This is a genomic window from Cereibacter johrii (genome assembly GCF_001720585.1).
Classification (GTDB): Bacteria; Pseudomonadota; Alphaproteobacteria; order Rhodobacterales; family Rhodobacteraceae; genus Cereibacter_A; species Cereibacter_A johrii.
The window spans coordinates 54,031-72,179 of sequence record NZ_MABH01000133.1; the positions used below are offsets into that span (position 1 = coordinate 54,031).

General features: G+C 69.1%; 13 protein-coding genes. 5 read left to right on the forward strand and 8 right to left on the reverse strand.

Annotated elements, in window-relative coordinates; genetic code table 11:
• Positions 1 to 4: 4 nt before the first annotated feature.
• From A9O63_RS10770 to A9O63_RS10790, 5 genes are all read right to left on the reverse strand, one after another.
• Positions 5 to 1,639 (reverse strand): alpha-D-glucose phosphate-specific phosphoglucomutase, encoded by a 1,635-nt coding sequence (locus A9O63_RS10770; RefSeq protein ID WP_069331933.1) that lies wholly within the window; start codon positions 1,637 to 1,639, stop codon positions 5 to 7.
• The gene (glgX, locus tag A9O63_RS10775) at positions 1,636 to 3,750 is read right to left on the reverse strand and encodes a glycogen debranching protein GlgX (RefSeq protein ID WP_069331934.1); all 2,115 of its coding nucleotides are present in this window, start codon (positions 3,748 to 3,750) and stop codon (positions 1,636 to 1,638) included. The genes A9O63_RS10770 and glgX overlap by 4 nt, the downstream gene beginning before the upstream one ends.
• The gene (gene glgA, locus A9O63_RS10780; RefSeq protein WP_069331935.1) at positions 3,747 to 5,183 is read right to left on the reverse strand and encodes a glycogen synthase GlgA; all 1,437 of its coding nucleotides are present in this window, start codon (positions 5,181 to 5,183) and stop codon (positions 3,747 to 3,749) included. Before glgA ends, glgX begins: the two co-directional genes overlap by 4 nt.
• 114 nt (positions 5,184 to 5,297) lie before the next feature.
• The gene (glgC, locus tag A9O63_RS10785; RefSeq protein WP_069331936.1) at positions 5,298 to 6,569 is read right to left on the reverse strand and encodes a glucose-1-phosphate adenylyltransferase; all 1,272 of its coding nucleotides are present in this window, start codon (positions 6,567 to 6,569) and stop codon (positions 5,298 to 5,300) included.
• Between the two features lie 778 nt (positions 6,570 to 7,347).
• Entirely contained in the window at positions 7,348 to 9,753 is a 2,406-nt protein-coding gene (locus A9O63_RS10790; RefSeq protein ID WP_069331937.1) for a glycogen/starch/alpha-glucan phosphorylase, read from the reverse strand.
• Positions 9,754 to 10,264: 511 nt separating this feature from the next.
• Here A9O63_RS10790 and A9O63_RS10795 point away from each other — a divergent pair.
• Positions 10,265 to 10,699 carry an Rrf2 family transcriptional regulator gene (locus A9O63_RS10795; RefSeq protein WP_069331938.1) on the forward strand — a complete coding sequence of 145 codons (435 nt, stop codon included), beginning with the start codon at positions 10,265 to 10,267 and terminating at the stop codon, positions 10,697 to 10,699.
• Positions 10,700 to 10,724: 25 nt separating this feature from the next.
• On the opposite strand, the gene cueR is transcribed toward A9O63_RS10795, so the two are convergent.
• Both cueR and A9O63_RS10805 read right to left on the reverse strand, forming a co-directional pair.
• Positions 10,725 to 11,138 carry a Cu(I)-responsive transcriptional regulator gene (cueR, locus tag A9O63_RS10800; protein WP_069331939.1) on the reverse strand — a complete coding sequence of 138 codons (414 nt, stop codon included), beginning with the start codon at positions 11,136 to 11,138 and terminating at the stop codon, positions 10,725 to 10,727.
• Positions 11,139 to 11,296: 158 nt separating this feature from the next.
• Positions 11,297 to 13,738: a heavy metal translocating P-type ATPase gene (locus A9O63_RS10805; protein WP_069331940.1), complete on the reverse strand. Its 2,442-nt coding sequence runs from the start codon at positions 13,736 to 13,738 to the stop codon at positions 11,297 to 11,299.
• Between the two features lie 149 nt (positions 13,739 to 13,887).
• Between A9O63_RS10805 and A9O63_RS10810 the strand changes: the two genes are divergently transcribed.
• Complete coding sequence (locus A9O63_RS10810) at positions 13,888 to 14,088, forward strand: heavy-metal-associated domain-containing protein (RefSeq protein WP_069331941.1); 201 nt, start codon at positions 13,888 to 13,890, stop codon at positions 14,086 to 14,088.
• A 557-nt stretch (positions 14,089 to 14,645) separates the two neighbouring features.
• On the forward strand, positions 14,646 to 14,777 hold the full coding sequence (locus A9O63_RS23540) for a hypothetical protein (protein ID WP_009562085.1): 132 nt from the start codon (positions 14,646 to 14,648) through the stop codon (positions 14,775 to 14,777).
• Between the two features lie 241 nt (positions 14,778 to 15,018).
• Here the strand turns inward: A9O63_RS23540 and ndk are convergent, their stop codons facing one another.
• On the reverse strand, positions 15,019 to 15,441 hold the full coding sequence (gene ndk, locus A9O63_RS10815; protein ID WP_002720049.1) for a nucleoside-diphosphate kinase: 423 nt from the start codon (positions 15,439 to 15,441) through the stop codon (positions 15,019 to 15,021).
• Positions 15,442 to 15,568: 127 nt separating this feature from the next.
• Here ndk and A9O63_RS10820 point away from each other — a divergent pair, with 127 nt between their 5' ends.
• Both A9O63_RS10820 and A9O63_RS10825 read left to right on the forward strand, forming a co-directional pair.
• Entirely contained in the window at positions 15,569 to 17,416 is a 1,848-nt protein-coding gene (locus A9O63_RS10820) for an ABC-F family ATP-binding cassette domain-containing protein (protein WP_069331942.1), read from the forward strand.
• A 3-nt stretch (positions 17,417 to 17,419) separates the two neighbouring features.
• Positions 17,420 to 18,040, forward strand: a complete 621-nt coding sequence (locus A9O63_RS10825; protein WP_069331943.1) for a MarC family protein — start codon at positions 17,420 to 17,422, stop codon at positions 18,038 to 18,040.
• Positions 18,041 to 18,149 lie beyond the last annotated feature (109 nt).

The following is an 18,149-nucleotide window of genomic DNA, read 5'->3' on the forward strand; positions in this document are numbered from 1 at the left end:
GGGCTCAGGTGATGACGTCGGGCTCCCGGCGGCCGGTGTGGCGCTCGATCCCCGCGATCTCATGCGCCGCGGCGATGATCGGGGCGAGCGCCTCCTGCGGGTCGAGATCCAGCCCCTCCGGCCCCGGCGCATAGCGCTCGAGATAGAGCCGGAGCGTCGCCCCCTCGGTTCCGGTGCCCGACAGGCGCATCACGATCCGGCTGCCGTCCTGGAACAGGATCCGCACGCCCTGCTTGCGGCTGACAGATCCATCCACCGGGTCGGTGTAGGCGAAATCGTCCGCCTCGGCGACCTTCAGATGGCCGTTGAAGGCGGCGCCCGTCAGCCCCGCGAGCTTGCCGCGCAGCTCCTCCATCATGGCGTCCGCCCGCGCCGTCTCGATCGCCTCGAAGTCGTGGCGCGAATAGTAGTTGCGGCCGAACTGCTGCCAGTGCGCCTCGAGGATCTCGCGCACGCTCTCCTTGCGCACGGCGAGGATGTTCAGCCACAGGAGCACCGCCCAGAGCCCGTCCTTCTCGCGCACATGGTCTGACCCGGTGCCGAAGCTCTCCTCGCCGCAGATGGTGGCGCGGCCCGCATCGAGCAGGTTGCCGAAGAACTTCCAGCCGGTCGGCGTCTCGAACTCCTCGATGCCGAGGGCCTCGGCCACCCGGTCGGCCGCGGCCGAGGTGGGCATCGAGCGGGCGACGCCCTTGAGCCCCGCCTTGTAGCCCGGCGCGAGATGGGCATTGGCCGCCAGCACCGCGAGACTGTCCGAGGGCGAGACATAGATCCCGCGCCCCACCACCATGTTGCGGTCGCCGTCTCCGTCCGAGGCCGCGCCGAAATCGGGTGCCTCCGCCGAGAACATCTCGTCCATCAGCGCCTTGGCCCAGGTCGGGTTCGGGTCGGGATGCATCCCGCCGAAATCGGGCAGCGGCGTGCCGTTGACGACCGTCCCTTTCGCCGCGCCGAGCCGGTTCTCGAGGATCTCGCTCGCATAGGGGCCCGTCACCGCGCACATGGCATCGAAGCGCATGGTGAAGCCGTCCGAGAACATCGCGCGGATCGCGGGGAAATCGAACAGGCTTTCCATCAGCGCCGCGTAATCGGCCACCGGATCCACGACCTCGATCTGCATGTCCCCGAGCGCGGTCCGGCCCACGACCGACAGATCCACATCCTGCGCCTCGAAGATACGGTATTCCGAGAGGGTCTTCGTGGCCTCGAAGATCGCCTCGGTCACGCTCTCGGGCGCGGGCCCGCCGTTCGGCGTGTTGAACTTCACGCCGAAATCCTCCTCGGGGCCGCCGGGATTGTGGCTGGCCGACATGATGATGCCGCCGTCGGTCTTGCGCAGGCGGATCAGGTGCGAGGCGGCGGGCGTGGAGAGGATGGCGCCCTGCCCCACGATCACCCGCGACGCGCCGTTGGCGGCCGCCATGCGCAGGATCACCTGGGCCGCGCGGTCGTTGAAATAGCGCCCGTCTCCGCCCAGAACGAAGGTCTTGCCGCGGGCTCCGCCGATGGCGTCGAAGATCGACTGGACGAAATTCTCGAGATAATGCGGCCGCATGAAGACAGGCGTCTTCTTGCGCAGGCCGGAGGTTCCGGGCTTCTGGTCGGAAAAGGGCGTGGTGGAAACGGTCTTGACGGTCATCCAGTCTCTCCAGGTGGTGCCGGCACGAAGACCAGCACGGAACGGGCCGGGGCTTCAAGCCCCGGCCGCGCGGGTTCGGGGCCGGCCTCGGGCCGCGTCGTGTCGAGCACGAGGCTCCAGCTGTCGGGGACGGGCGGCAGCGCCAGAGGCACGGCCTCGCCCGCGTTGAAGACGGCGAACACCGGGCTTTCGCCCGCATCCGGCCGGTCGGCATCCATGCGGATCTCGACGCAGAGGCATCTCATTGCGGCCGAATGCCAGTCCTGCGGGCCCGGCTCGCGCCCGTCGGGCAGGCGCCAGACCACATCGCGCAGACCGTCCGCCTCCCGGACCCGCCCGTGCAGGAAGCCCTTCTGCCGCAGCACGGGCAGGCTGCGGCGCAGTTCCGACAGGCGGGCGACGAAGGCCAGCATGGTCTCGTCGGGCCGGTCCCAGTCGATCCAGCCGATCGGATTGTCCTGCGCATAGGCGTTGTTGTTGCCTCCCTGGCCGTTGCCGATCTCGTCGCCCCCGAGCAGCATCGGCGTGCCCTGGGAAAGGAACAGGGTGGCGAGGAGGTTCCGCCGCCGCAGCGCCCGGGCGGCGAGAATTGCCGCATCCGTCGTCGGACCCTCGAGGCCCATATTGTCGGAATGATTGTCGTCGTGGCCGTCGCGGTTGTCCTCGCCGTTGGCCTCGTTGTGCTTGCGCGCATGGCTCACGAGATCGAGCAGCGTGAAGCCGTCATGCGCCGTCACGAAATTGACCGAGCTCGTGGCCGCGCGGCTGTGGTGGTCGAACCGTTCGGCCGAGCCCAGAAGCCTGCGGGCGAGATCGCCCGTCATGCCGCCCTCGCCGCGCCAGAAGCGGCGCACGTCGTCGCGGAACTTGTCGTTCCATTCGAGAAACGGATGCGGAAAGCCTCCCAGCCGGTATCCGCCCGGCCCCAGATCCCAGGGCTCGGCGATGAGCTTCACCCGCGTCAGCACCGGATCCTGCCGGATTGCGTCGAAAAAGGCGCCCTGCTCGTCGAACCCATCCTCCTCGCGCCCGAGCGTCGAGGCGAGATCGAAGCGGAAGCCGTCGACATGCATGACCTCGACCCAGTAGCGCAAGGAATCCATCACCAGGCGCAGCACCATCGGATGCGACAGATCGAGCGTGTTCCCGGTGCCGGTCATGTTGGCATAGCGCCGCCCGCCCTCGGTCAGCCGGTAGTAGCTCCGGTTGTCGATGCCGCGGAACGAGAGCGTGGGCCCCAGCTCGTCGCTTTCGCCGGTGTGGTTGTAGACCACATCGAGGATGACCTCGATCCCCGCCGCATGAAAGCGGCGCACCATGGCGGCGAATTCCCAGAGCGCGCCCTTGGCCAGATAGCGCGGGTCGGGCGCGAAGAAGCCCACCGTCTGGTAGCCCCAGTAGTTCGAGAGCCCCCGGTTCACGAGGAACCGGTCGTCGAGGAAGGCCTGCACCGGCAGAAGCTCGACGGCGGTCACGCCGAGCCGCGTCAGATGCTCGAGGACCGGGTCCGAGGCGAGCCCGAGGAAGGTGCCGCGCAGGCCCTCCTCCACCCCGGGATGGAGCGCGGTCAGCCCCTTCACATGGGCCTCGTAGATCAGCGTCTCGGTGAGCGCCCGCTCGGGCGGCGCGTCCGGCCCCCAGTTGAAATTGTGCCCCACCACCACCGATTTCGGCACGGCGAAGGCGCTGTCGCGGCTGTCGAACGACAGATCGGCGCGCGCGCTTCCAACCCTGTAGCCCATCACCGCGTCCGACCAGCGCAACCGCCCCTCGAGCTTGCGGGCATAGGGGTCGATCAGCAGCTTGTTCGGGTTGAACCTGTGGCCCTGCTCGGGCTGGTAGGGGCCATGGACCCGGTAGCCGTAAAGCTGCCCGGGCAGGAGGCCATTGACCTTCAGGTGCCAGATGTCCCCGTCCCGCTCGGTCAGCGGCAGCCGCAGGGCCTCGCGCCGCCCGTCGGGCGCAAAGAGGCAAAGCTCCACCTTCTCGGCATGAGCCGAGAAGAGCGCGAAATTCACCCCCTCGCCATCGAAGCTCGCGCCCAGGGGCCAGGGGCGGCCGGGGGCGGTGGCGAGGCCCGGCAGCCCGCCGGGCTGCGCCGCCGCTGTCACGCCATGAGCTCCCGGTAAAGCGCGGCATAGGCCGCGGCCGAGGTCTCCCAGCCCACCGGATGGCGCATCGCATTCCTCTGCACCGTCTCCCAGGCCGCGGGATCGGCATGGAGATGGATCAGCCTTCTCAGCGCCTCGGCAAAGGCGGGCGGCTCGGTCGGGTGGAAGGTGAGGCCCGTCGCACAGCCCGCGGCCATGGCGGCCGGATTGGCGTTGATGATCGTGTCGGCGAGCCCCCCGGTCAGGGCCACCACCGGAACGGCCCCATAGCGCAGCCCGTACATCTGCGTGAGCCCGCAGGGCTCGAAGCGCGAGGGCACCAGAACCGCATCGCCGCCTGCGAACATCAGATGCGAGAGCCCTTCGTCATAGCCGATCCGCACGCCGACCCGCCCCGGAAAGCGCACCTCGAGCTCGCGCATCGCCGCCTCGAGCGGCGCGTCGCCCGTGCCCAGCACCGCAAGCCCCCCGCCCGCGGCGATGAAGTCCGGCAGGACCTCGGGGATCAGGTCGATGCCCTTCTGATAGGTCAGGCGGCTCACGAGGATCGCAAGCGGCCCCGGCACCGACAGTTTGAACGCCCCCGACAGCACCGCGCGGTTCTCCGCCTTGGCCTTCAGGCTCGCGGCATTGTAGGGCCGCTCCTCGACCTCGGGCGACCAGATGTCGGTGTCGACCCCGTTCAGGATGCCCGTCACCTGCCCGGCCCGCTGGGCGATCACGCCCTGAAGGCCCATGCCGAACTCGGGCCGCATCAGCTCGCAGGCATAGGTGGGCGAGACGGTGGTGATATGGTCGGCCGACACCAGCCCCGCCTTCAGCGACGAAAGCCCGCCGTAATATTCGAGCGCGGCCGGATGGAACTCCTGCGGCGGCAGGCGCAGCGCCGACAGAAGGCTCGCCGGCGCCCAGCCCTGAAAGGCGATGTTGTGCACCGTCAGCACCGAACTCGCCCCGCCGCTGCCCCAATAGTCCATGTAGGCCGGCGTGAAGCCCGCCTGCCAGTCGTGCGCATGGACCACATCCGGCCGCCAGCCGTCCCCGAGCCCCTCGCGCGCGATCCGCGCCCCGATCCAGGAGAGCGCCGCGAACCGCTGGGCATTGTCGCCCCAGTCGCCGTCGGGCCCCGCATAGGGGCCGCCCTCGCGGTCGTAGAGATGGGGCGCATCGAGAAGCAGCATCTTCCGACCGGCCACCTCGCCCGCCATCACCCGCCCCGGGCCCCCGAAGAGATCCGCTTCGGCAAAGCCCTCCTCCATCTCCTCGAGCCGCCATTTCAGCGGCCGGTAGCAGGGCATCAGCACCCGCATCTCCCAGCCTTCCGCCGCCAGCGCCCCCGGAAGCGCGCCCACCACGTCGGCGAGCCCCCCGGTCTTCAGCAGCGGCACGCATTCGGAGGCCACCGACAACACCCGTCCGCGCGCCGTCTCCATCCTGTCCCTGTCCTTCATCCGCTTCCCGTGCCGCGGGCGATCCCGCCCCCGGCCTCTTTCACTCTGTCCAAATATCCCGCGGGGGTGCGGGGGCGCGAAGCCCCCGCCGGGGCCTCAGTTCAGCGCCCGCGCCCGGGCGTCGAGCATGTCCTGCGTCACCAGCACGATGCCGCCCTCCGAGCGGCGGAACCAGCGCGCATCTTCCTCCGCATCCTGCCCGATCACCAGCCCTTCCGGCACCACCACGCCGCGGTCGAGCACACAATTCGTCAGATCCGCCTTCCGGTTCACCGTCACATGCGGCAGCGCCACCACACGGCTCATCGACGAATAGCTGTGCGTCCGGCAGCCGGTGAAGAGGAGCGAGCTGCGGATCTCGCTGCCCGAGACGATGCAGTCGCCCGAGACGAGCGACGAGATGGCCGTGCCGCGCCGGTTCTCGCTGTCATGGATGAACTTGGCCGGCGGCACGATCTGCGAATAGGTCCAGATCGGCCATTCGCGGTCGTAGAGATCGAGCTTGGGCGTGAATTCGGTGAGGTCGATGTTGGCCTGCCAGAAGGCATCGATCGTGCCCACGTCGCGCCAGTAGGGCTCGGTCTCGAGGCCGGTCATCACGCAGCTGTCCGAGAAACGGTGCGCCATCGCCTTGCCGTTCTTCACGATGGCGGGGATCAGGTCGTGGCCGAAGTCGTGGCTCGAGTTCGGATCCGCGGCGTCCCGGATCAGCAGGTCGCGCAGGAACGCCCAGTCGAAGACATAGATCCCCATCGAGGCAAGCGCATGGGCCTCGTCGCCCGGGATGCCCGGCGGGTCGGCGGGCTTCTCGAGAAAGTCGGTGATGCGCAGGTTCGCATCCACATGCATCACGCCGAAGGCCGTGGCCTCGGCCCGCGGGACGGTCAGGCAGCCGATGGTCACATCCGCGCCGGTCTCGCAATGCTGACGCAGCATGATCTCGTAATCCATCTTGTAGACGTGATCGCCCGCGAGGATGATCACATACTTGATGTCGTAGCTGTCCACGATGTCGATATTCTGGGTCACCGCATCGGCCGTGCCCAGATACCAGCGGTTCTCGTCGACCCGCTGGCTCGCCGGCAGAATGTCGAGATATTCGTTCCGCTCCTCGCGGAAGAAGTTCCAGCCGCGCTGGATGTGCCGGATCAGGCTGTGGGCCTTGTACTGGGTGGCGATGGCCATCTTGCGGATGCCCGAATTCATCGCGTTCGACAGAGCGAAGTCGATGATCCGGGCCTTGCCGCCGAAATAGACCGCGGGTTTCGCACGCCGGTCCGTCAGTTCCTTGAGCCGGCTGCCGCGGCCGCCGGCCAGAACGAAGGCCATCGCCTGTGCGGTCAGCCTGAGTGGGGGTTGCGCCTTCATTCCGTCCTCCCGTGTCGCGGGTTGACCCCGCTCTTGAAGTGCCTGCTCCGGCCGGATCGGACTCGCCCCTGCGCAAGTCAGGCCCGCCTGAAGATCACCGTAGACAGCGGCAGGAGCGTGACAAGCGCCGATTGCATCCGACCCTGCCAGCTCCCGGGCTCAGAGAGGACGCGGCGGGACTTGCAACGGTTCCCGCCGGCGCGGATATCGGCAAGGGTCGGGCGTACTTCCCGCCCCTCCCGACCCCCGAAAGGCCGAGGCGTATCCACCATTCGACGGGGTGGAGCTCCTGCCGGCGCAGCCATCCTCGGAGGGCCTCGACCGTGCAGGCCGACCGTCAGGCCGGAGGTCCGTTCGGAAAGGACATCAAGTCGGGATGAACGAAGCCCCCTGTCGCCCGCAGGATCCACGGGATCGGGCGCAAGCCGGGGGCAGGATGACATGCCCTCGCCCGCCTCCGACTGCCGAGATGGGCCTTGCAGAGCGGGATCGGCGCTCCGATGTCGCGCCGCCCGCCGGCCATCACGCGCGTCGGCGAACTTGCCACATGCTGGAGATGCAGCTCGGCGGAGGAAGCGCCACCGCAGAAGCTGGCCCGAGGGCCTCGAACCTGTCGAGGGGTCATCGGTGCGCGGCGCCCCGTCCGAGGTGGACGTGGCCCACCTGCGACAGGCGCTCGCCTCCGGCTGATGGAGCCGACGGACGCGCCCTGCGCCCCTTTCCGATGCCCGTGCCGAAGCGTCATGGCGACTTCGGCACCGGGGGGCGTGCCCCCGGGCTAGTCCTGCAGGGCCGACTCCACCCCCCAGATATCCTTCATGTAGCCGCGGATCGTGCGGTCCGACGAGAAGAAGCCCGACCGCGCCGTGTTGAGCGCGGCCATGGTCAGCCAGCGCGCACGGTCCTTGTAGGCCGCATCCACCTCGGCCTGCGCGGCGAGGTAGGCATCGAAGTCGGAGGCGACCAGGAAATAGTCATGGTGCCAGACACGGTGCACGAGCCCGTGGTAGCGGTCGGCCTGCCCCGGGCTGAACTGGCCCTCGGCGATGGCCTGCAGCACGTTCTGCATGATCTGGCTGGCCTCGATGGCCTTGCGCGCGTGGTCGGGATCCTCGCGGCGCTTCATCACCTCTTCGGCCGTCAGGCCGAACAGGAAGAAGTTCTCGCGGCCGACCTCCTGCAGGATCTCGACATTGGCGCCGTCGAGCGTGCCGATGGTGGGCGCGCCGTTCATCATGAACTTCATGTTGCCGGTGCCCGAGGCCTCCTTGCCCGCCGTCGAGATCTGTTCGGACAGATCCGCCGCCGGCACCAGCCGCTCGGCCATCGAGACATTGTAGTTGGCGGGATAGACCACCTTCAGCAGGTCGCCCACCACCGGGTCCGCGTTGACGACCGCGGCCACGTCGTTGATGAGATGGATGATCTCCTTGGCCACGGCATAACCCGGCGCGGACTTGCCGCCGAAGATCTTCACCCGCGGCACCCAGCCCGCATCGGGATTGGCCCGGATCGCCTGCCACCGCGCAACCGTCTCGAGGATGTTCAGAAGCTGGCGCTTGTATTCGTGGATCCGCTTGACCTGCACGTCGAAGAGCGCATCCGGGCTCACCTTCACCCCGCAGTCCGCGCCGAGCCAGTTCGACAGCGTCACCTTGTTCTGCCGCTTGGCCACGTCGAAGGCGCCGAGGAAGCCCTGATCCGTCACATGCGGCTCGAGCCCCTTCAGCCGGTCGAGATCGTCCTCCCAACCCTCGCCGATCGTCTCGCCGATCAGCCGGGCGAGCGGCGGGTTCGCCATCTTCAGCCAGCGCCGCGGCGTGACGCCGTTGGTCTGGTTCACGATCTTCTCGGGATGCAGCCGGTCCAGTTCGGGGAAGAGGTTGGCCTTCACGAGGTCGGTATGCAGCGCGGAGACGCCGTTCACCTTGTGAGACATGATGAAGGCCAGCTCGCCCATCCGCACCTCATGGTGCTTCACGATGCCCACATAATGCGGGCGCGCCGGGAAGGTCCGGCGGTGCCACCCGTCGATCCGCTCCACGATCTGCATATGGCGCGGCAGCACGTTTCCGAAGGTGAAGGTCGCCCACCGTTCCAGCGCCTCGGGCAGGAGCGTGTGGTTGGTGTAGCCCAGACATTCCTGCGCAACGGGCAGCGCCTCGTCGAAGGTCAGCCCATGCTCGTCCACGAGAAGCCGGATGAGTTCCGGGCCTGCGATGGCCGGATGCGTGTCGTTCATCTGGATCGCCACATGCCGCGACAGCGCCCGCAGGTCGCCATGCCCGCTCTTGAAGCGGCGCAGGATGTCCTGCAGCGCGGCCGAGGTCAGGAAGAATTCCTGCTTCAGCCGCAGTTCCTTGCCCTGATAGGTCGTGTCGTCGGGGTAGAGCACGCGCGAGAGCGTGCGCGCGAGCGTCTCGGGCTCGGCCGCGGCCGTATAGTCGCCGCGATTGAAGCGCTCCAGATCGAAGAGCGTCGTGGGCTCGGCCCCCCAGAGCCGCAGCGTGTTGGCCCAGCGGCCCTGCCAGCCCACCACGGGCGTGTCGTGCGCGGAGGCCTTCACGGTCTCCGCCGGCACCCAGACCTCGCGGCCGTCGCGTGTCTCGACATGGCCCTTGAAGCCCACGATGTAGGTGGCCTCGGGCCGGTCGAACTCCCACGGGTTGCGCTGGCTCAGCCAGTCCTCGGGCGTCTCGACCTGCTGGCCGCCCTCGAACCGCTGCCGGAAGAGACCGTGCTCGTAGCGGATGCCGTAGCCGTAGGCCGGGCAGCCGAGCGTGGCCATCGATTCCATGAAGCAGGCCGCCAGCCGCCCGAGGCCGCCGTTGCCGAGCGCCGCGTCGGGCTCGTCGCCCACGATCGCCTTGAAATCCTGACCGAGCTCGGCCATCGTCCGCTCGGCCATCTCATGCAGGCCGAGGTTGATCGTGGCATCCTCGAGGATGCGGCCGATCAGGAATTCCATCGACAGATAGTAGACGCGCTTGCGATCCTCATCCCAGGTGCGGCGGGTCGAGGCGAACCACGGCTCCATGATCCGGTCGCGGATCGCGTAGGACAGCGCCATCCGCCAGTCATAGAGGCTCGCGTGCGGAGCATCCTTGCCCAGCGTGAAGGTGAGGTGGCGCATCACGTCGGTCTTGAGGACGTTCGGGGTCAGGCTCTGATCGTTCACGGGCATGGTCCGTAGCAAAGCTGTCCGGGGTGCCGGACGGCGGGGTTCGACGTGGTTTGCCGTGCCCCTGCGCTTGGGTCAAGCGCAGTGGTCCGGCATCGGCAGGAGGCCACACAAGCGATCCGCGCCCTTTCGGCGGGGCTCACAGCCTCCGGCACATCAGGATGAGCGCCCGGGTTCTGGTTCCGCCGGCACGCTGCACAGGTCTTCGCAAGGTGACGCTTGATCGTCCGATGGGCAAGTGCTCACATCAACTGCGACATTCGGATAGGGTTTCCCATCTTGACGCGCGGAGATCGCGCGGGGGTTGCAAAAGGGTGACACCTGCCGGCGCAGGAATGGGCATACCCGGCGCTCGGGCCCGGAAATGGGGCGCAGCCACAAGGGGCTGCGACAAATTGCTTGTGCCGGATACGACTTTTCCTCTCCCCTCGAAGGCTGCCGTCCGGGATCATGTCCGCGCCGGAACCCTGCGACTGCAGGGATTCGCGACAGCAAAGGCGAAAGGCAGCAGGCGATGCGACTGACCACCCGCACCAATCTCGCGATGAGGACGCTCATGTTCTGCGCGATCAACGAGGGACGCGTGGTGCGCAAGGCCGAGGTGGCGGTCGCCTGCAATGCCTCGGAGAACCATCTGGCTCAGGTCATTCACGGGTTGGCGCAGAAGGGGTTCCTGCGCACCGTGCGCGGGCGCTGCGGCGGCCTCGCCCTCGGCCGCCCGGCAGAGAAGATCGTGGTAGGCGATGTCTTCCGCACCTTCGAATCGAACCTCCCCTTCACCGAGTGCTTCTCGAAGAAGGAGAACAAGTGCCCGCTGACGCCCTCCTGCCGGCTGAAATGCGCGCTGAACGACGCGCTCGCGGCCTTCTACGGCACGCTCGACAAGCTCTCGCTGCGCGACATGGTGCAGGAAAACACCGAGCTCGAGGACCTGCTGAAGGTCGCCTGACGGCGTGAGGCCCGCGCAGCCGCCGCTAGTCCTGATCCGCGGCGCAGCAGACGGGGCCTGCCGAGAGCCCCTCGAGGATCGGGCAGTCCGGCCGGTCGTCGCCGCTGCAGGCGGACACAAGATGCGCCAGCGTCGTCTGCATCGCCTGCAGTTCCGCGATCTTCCCCGCAATCTGCGCAAGATGCCGCTCGGCCAGCCGCTTCACGTCGGCACTGGCCCGGCTGCGGTCCTCCCAGAGCGCGAGCAGCGTGCGGCATTCCTCGATCGAGAAGCCGAGCGAGCGCGCCCGCCCGAGAAAGGCCAGCTTGTGCAGATCGTCCTCGCGGAACCGGCGGTAGCCGTTCGCGTCGCGCATCGGCCGAACGAGGCCGATCTCCTCGTAATAGCGGATCGTTTTGGCCGGCAGTCCCGACCGTGATCCCGCTTCCTTGATGTTCATGCGGGGTCCCTCCGTTCCCTCTTCCGGCACAGGATCGGCACCGCCGCCTCCTGCCCCCTTCTCCTGCGTCCAGCGGGCCGCTGCCCGCTCTCCCGGTCCCGCGCGGCGGCTCACCGCTGCGCGGCCCGATCATCCGTGCGCGCCGGCCGCAGACCGCGTCACGCCCCAGCCTCCACCGCGGGCGCGCGGCGCAGGCGCAGCGCGTTCGTCAGCACGAAGACCGACGAGAAGGCCATCGCGCCCGCCGCGAGCATCGGCGACAGCTGCGGCCCGCCGAAGGGCACCAGCACCCCGGCGGCCACCGGGATCAGCGCCACATTGTAGCCGAAGGCCCAGGCGAGGTTCTGGCGGATGTTGCGCATCGTCCGGCGGCTCAGCGCCACCGCCGTGGCCACGCCCACCGGATCGCCCGACATGAGCACCACATCCGCGGCCTCGATGGCCACGTCGGTGCCCGTGCCGATGGCGATGCCCACCTCGGCCGCGGCAAGCGCCGGCGCATCGTTGATCCCGTCGCCCACGAAGGCCGCCCGGCCCATGGCCGTCACCTCCTCGACCTTGCCGCCGGGCAGGACGCCTGCGTGAATGTCCGAGATCCCGAGCTCCTGTCCGATGGCGCGCGCCACGCCCGGCGCATCTCCCGTGACCATCACGGCGGGCAGGCCCATCCGCCCGAGCGCCTCGACTGCCGCCCGCGCCGTGGGCTTCACCCGGTCGGCCACGCCGATCAGGCCCGCGATCCGGTCCTCGAGGGCGAGCCAGACCGGCGTCCGCCCTTCGGCCTCGAGCCGCGCCGCCTCGGGCCCGAGCGGGCCGGGATCCAGCCCCTCCATCATCCGGAGGCTGCCCACCCGCACGCGCCGGCCCGCGACGCGCGCCTCGGCGCCATGTCCGGGACGGGACGAGAAGCCTTCGGCCTCGAGCGGCGCGAGACCCTCGGCCGCGCGCCGGATCGCGCCCGCCAGCGGATGTTCCGACCGGGCCTCGACGGCCGCGGCCAGCGCCAGAAGCTCCTCGCGGGCCATCCCCTCGCCGGGAAGGACGTCCGTCACCTGCGGCCGGCCTTCGGTGAGCGTGCCGGTCTTGTCGAACCCGACCCGCTCGATCTCGGACAGCCGCTGCAGCGCCTCGCCCTTGCGGAAGAGCACGCCCAGCTCGGCGGCCCGGCCGGTTCCCACCATGATCGAGACCGGAGTCGCCAGCCCCATCGCGCAGGGGCAGGCGATGATGAGGACCGAGACGCCCGCGACCAGCGCATCGCCGAGGCCCGGCCCGAACAGGAGCCAGACGAGCACCGTGAGCGCCGCCACGCCCATCACCACGGGCACGAAGCGCAGCGTGATCCGGTCGACCAGCGCCTGCACCGGCAGCTTGGCGCCCTGCGCCTCCCCGACCATGGCCACGATCCGCGCCAGCACCGTATCGGCGCCGACCCGCGTCGCCCGCATGGTGAGGGACCCGGTGCCGTTCACCGTGCCTCCGGTGACATCGGCCCCCGCGGCCTTGGCCACCGGCAGCGCCTCGCCGGTCAACATGCTCTCGTCGACCGCGCTCTCGCCCGCCACCACCACCCCGTCGAGAGGAATGCGCTCGCCCGGACGGATGAGAAGGATCGCGCCGGGCCCGATGCTCTCGATCGGCACCTCGATCTCGGTGCCGTCGCGGCTGACCCGCGCCGTCTTCGGCTGGAGACGCAGGAGCCCCGCGATGGCGGCCCCCGCCTGCCCGCGCGCGCGCGCCTCCATGAGCCGGCCGAGCAGGATCAGCACGACGATCACCGCCGCGGCCTCGAAATAGACCGCGCGGGCGGTTGCAGGCAGAAGGCCCGGCGCGAAGGTCGCGACCGTCGAATAGGCCCAGGCCGCGAAGGTGCCGACGGCCACGAGGCTGTTCATGTCGGGCGCCCCGCGCAGGAGCGCCGGCACACCCTTGGCGTAGAAGCGTCGCCCGGGCCCTGCCAGCACGAGGCTCGTGAGCAGGAACTGCGCGATCCACAAGGTCTGCGTGCCGATGGTGCCCGCGACCCAGTGGTGGAAGGCGGGCACGAGATGGCCGCCCATCTCGACGAGGAACACCGGGATCGCCAGCAGCGCGGCGACAATGGCATCGCGCCTGAGCGTCCCCATCTCCTCGGCGCGGCGGTCCGGAGTATCGGCCGTCAGGGGGGATGCCGCAAATCCCGCCCTTGTGACGGCCTGCGCGAGGCCGGCGGCGGTGGCCGCGCCCTCCCAGAGCGTCACCTGGGCGCGGCGGCTCGCGAGGTTCGCCGTGGCCTCGATCACCCCCGGCTGTGCCTTCAGCACCCGTTCGACCCGGCCCGTGCAGGAGGCGCAGCTCATCCCCTCGACCGAGAGGGTGAGCCGTTCCCGCCGTGCCGGGTAACCCGCGCGCGCCAGCGCCTCGGCCAGAGCCTCCGGCGTGGCAGGATCGGCATAGCGGATGTCCGCGCTCTCGTCCCCAAGGCTCACCCGCGCCTCGGTCACGCCCGGCACCGCGGCGAGCACACGCTCGGTTCGCGCCACGCACGAGGCGCAGCTCATCCCTTCCGGGTGCAGACGCAGGCTCCGCAGGTCCGTGCGGATCGGCTGGTGATCGGTCATGGCAGTCTCCTTGCCACCCAAGATGGGGCTTCCCACAACTGGAAGGTCAAGGGCCATCCGGGCTGCGCCGGAATTTTCCTGTCGAGGGGTGAAGGGCGCTTGACCTTGCCCCGGTGGAACGCCTTCTTCTGCCGGAAAAGGAGACATTCATGACCAAGCTGTCCATCCCCGACATGTCCTGCGGCCATTGCCGCGCCTCGATCGAGGGCGCTCTCGCACCGCTTCCGGGTTTCGAGGGCATCCGCTTCGATGCCGAGGCCCGCACCGCCGAAGTCGAAGGCCCCGTCTCCGAGCGGACGCTGCTCTCCGCGCTGGAGACCATCGGTTTCCCGGCGCAGGTCGTGCGCTGACCTGCACTACGGGTGACAACAGAGGGGCCGCTCCCCGGCCCCTCGGGCGCGCCTGAGCCGCAAGGCGCGGAGACCCTCCGCAAGAACCGGCGCCGTCCGTTGCAGCCGGAGAAGGCTCTCGCGGGCGCCGCCGTCCCGTCAGCCCGCGCTCCGGCACGGGCCCGCGCTCGCTGTCCTTTCGGCCCGATGTGCCACCGGATACGCCTCACAATTCCGGCATTCCGTATGCGGCCCGCCGCTTCACGATGCCGTGCGCGAGGATTCTCTGCACGTTGTCTGCCACCCGCCCGACTCGCCCCCTGCGTGTCGGGCCATCACCGCTTGTTTCAGGATTTCGCCTTTTGCGACAGAACTGTGGCAGGACGTGGCCAAAGCGGCGCAACTTTGCTCAACTACAGTATTCGCTCGCATACAATGGCCTTGTCCGACTCGGAGCCCAGGCATAGATGAGAGTGAATGTGTCATGTTGACGCCATCGGCCCGCGGGAGGGCGATGAACCGCCGGCCGGGGCACAGCGTTGTAACTCAGTAACCTGAACGACAATCGGAGCAGAACAATGACTCAGGAAGCCTCACCCGTCCAGCCGCAGCAGGGCAGCACGCCCGCGTCGCCGCAGATGGGTGGCGCCGAAACCGTCCGCCGGCCCGATCCGGCGCGTCCGGTGTTCAACGACTGGGCCTCGATCTGAGCGACCCCAGGCGGAAGAAAAGGGGCCGGCGCCTGCGCCGGCCTTTTTCTTTGTCGGTAGGACGTCCGGTCCCGAATAGCCCCAGGCGAGGCGCAAAGGCCGACCTACCGGGCAGCTCAAGCGGATAACGGCGCGGATCTCCCTCCCGATGAATAAGGCCGGGACGAGCCCGGCCTTTTTCATGCGTGGAAGTCTCCGGGCGGAGGCGCGGGGGTCGAGCCTCCCGCGCCCGCCGCAGGCCTCAGCCGACGAGTTCGAGACCCGAGAAGAAGAAGGCGATCTCTTCGGCCGCGGTCTCCGGCGCATCGGAGCCGTGGACCGAGTTCTCGCCGACCGACAGCGCGAATTCCTTGCGGATCGTGCCGGCATCGGCATTGGCCGGGTTGGTCGCGCCCATCACTTCGCGGTTCTTCGCGATGGCGCCTTCGCCTTCCAGCACCTGCACGACCACCGGCTCGGAGGCCATGAATTCGGTCAGTTCGCCGAAGAAGGGGCGGTCCTTGTGGACGCCGTAGAACTTCTGCGCCTGGGCCAGCGACAGGTGAATGCGCTTCTGCGCCACGATGCGCAGGCCCGCTTCCTCGAACTTGGCGTTGATCTTGCCGGTCAGGTTGCGGCGGGTGGCATCGGGCTTGATGATCGACAGGGTGCGTTCGATGGCCATGAAGGCTCTCCTCGGAAGGGTGTAACTCTGGGCGCGGGCCTTACCATGGGCGCCTTCGCGACAAAAGGGGCAAAGGGGCGGCCCCGCGGCGTTGACAGCCCGAGCGGGGCGGTCCATCACCCTGCCCATGCTGCGCATTTCGGACATCTCCTACTCGGTCGAGGGACGGCCGCTCTTTCAGGGCGCCTCCGCCACGATTCCCACCGGCCACAAGGTCGGCCTCGTCGGCCGCAACGGCACCGGCAAGACCACGCTCTTCCGGCTGATCCGGGGCGAGCTCGCGCTGGAAGGGGGCGAGATCGCCCTGCCCGCCCGCTCGCGCATCGGGGGCGTGGCGCAGGAGGTGCCCTCCTCGTCGACCTCGCTGCTCGACACGGTGCTGGCCGCCGACACCGAGCGCGCCGCGCTGATGGAGGAGGCCGAGACCGCCACCGATCCGCACCGGATCGCCGAGATCCAGCATCGTCTGGCCGATATCGACGCCTGGTCGGCCGAGGGCCGCGCCTCGGCGATCCTGAAGGGGCTGGGCTTTGACGCCGAGGCGCAGCTTCGCCCCTGCTCCGACTTCTCGGGCGGCTGGCGGATGCGCGTGGCGCTGGCGGGCGTCCTGTTCGCCCAGCCGGACCTGCTCCTGCTCGACGAGCCCACGAACTACCTCGACCTCGAAGGCGCGCTCTGGCTCGAGAGCTACCTGCAGAAATATCCGCATACTGTGCTCATCATCTCGCACGACCGCGGGCTCCTGAACCGCGCGGTGCAGGGCATCCTGCATCTCGACCAGAAGAAGCTGACCTACTGGACCGGCCCCTACGACCAGTTCGCCCGCCAGATGGCCGAGAAACGCGCCGTCCAGGCCGCCGAAGCCAAGAAGCAGGAGGCCCGCCGCGCCCACCTGCAGAGCTTCGTCGACCGGTTCAAGGCCAAGGCCTCGAAGGCGGTGCAGGCCCAGAGCCGGGTGAAGATGCTCGAGAAGATGACGCCGATCACGCCGCCCGAAGAGGCGAAGCGGCAGGGCTTCACCTTCCCCAAACCCGAGGAACTGTCGCCGCCCATCATCACGATGGAGGGCGTTTCGGTCGGCTATGACGGCCCGCCCGTGCTCCGCCGCCTGAGCCTGCGGATCGACCAGGACGACCGGATTGCGCTGCTCGGCCGCAACGGCGAAGGCAAGTCCACCCTGTCCAAGCTGCTCGCGGGCAAGCTCGCGGCGCAGGAGGGGCGGATGGTCAGCTCCTCGAAGCTGCGCATCGGCTATTTCGCCCAGCATCAGGTGGACGAGCTGCATGTCGAGGAAACGCCGCTCCAGCATGTGATGCGGCTGCGCCCCGACGAGGGCCAGCCGCGGCTGCGCGCCCGGCTCGCGGGCTTCGGGCTGATGGCCGATCAGGCCGAGACCGCCGTGGGCCGGCTGTCGGGCGGCCAGAAGGCGCGGCTATCGCTGCTCCTCGCCACCATCGACGCGCCGCACCTCCTGATCCTCGACGAGCCCACCAACCACCTCGACATGGAAAGCCGCGAGGCGCTGGTCGAGGCGCTCACCGAATATTCCGGCGCCGTGGTCCTCGTCAGCCACGACATGCACCTGCTGGGCCTCGTGGCCGACCGGCTCTGGCTGGTGAAGGGCGGCGCCGTGGCCCCCTTCACCGAGGATCTCGAGGCCTATCGCCGCCAGCTTCTGGCGGGCGACGAGCCGCCGCCCGAGAAGAAGGCCGAGAAGCCCGCGCCGAAGGCCGCGAGCCGCGAGGAAAAGCTCGCGCTTCGCGCCGAGGTCCGCCGCTGCGAGGACCGGCTCGGGAAGCTGAACGAGATGCGCGACAAGCTCGCCGCGAAGCTCGCCGATCCCGCGCTCTACGAGCCCGAGCGGCTGAGCGAGATGGAGGTCTGGCAGAAGAAATATGCCGAGGTGATGGAGGGACTCGACCGGGCCGAGGCGCTGTGGCTCACCGCGCAGGAGCGGCTCGAGGCGGCGGGCTGACCCATGATCGAGACGAGCTTCCTCATCACCGCCTTCGCCACGCTCTTCGTGGTGGTGGATCCGCTGGGGCTGGTGCCGCTCTTCATCGCGCTGACGCCCGGCATGACGCGCGAGGAGCGCCGGGCGATCGGCCTTCGGGCCTGCTTCGTGGCGGTGGGCATCCTCACCACCTTCGGCCTTCTCGGCGAGGCGGTGCTGGGCTTCATCGGCATCTCGATGTCCGCCTTCCGCATCGCGGGCGGGATCCTTCTGTTCCTCACCGCGCTCGACATGCTGTTCGAGCGCCGCACCCAGCGCCGCGAGGGCCAGACGGCGGCCGAGCACGACCACGATCCGTCGGTCTTCCCGCTCGCCATCCCGCTCATCGCGGGCCCGGGCGCCATCGCCTCGATGATCCTGCTCGTGGGATCGGCCGAGGACTGGACCGGCGTTCTGGCCGTCCATCTGGTGATGCTGGTGACGGTGGCCTCGGCCTTCCTTCTGTTCCTCGTCGCGGGCCCGCTCGAGCGGCTTCTGGGCCGGATCGGCACGCTCGTGATCACCCGGCTGCTCGGCATGCTGCTCGCGGCCCTCTCGGTGCAGTTCGTGATCGACGGCATCCGCGGCTCGGGCCTGCTCGGCTGAGCAGGCGCGAGGCTGCCCCGATCCCGCGGCGGCCCTCGTCTCTCCCGCGGCCCCTCCCCGAAGGGCGCCTCTCACGCCGCGAGGCTGCGGCGCGCGGACCTCGCCCCGG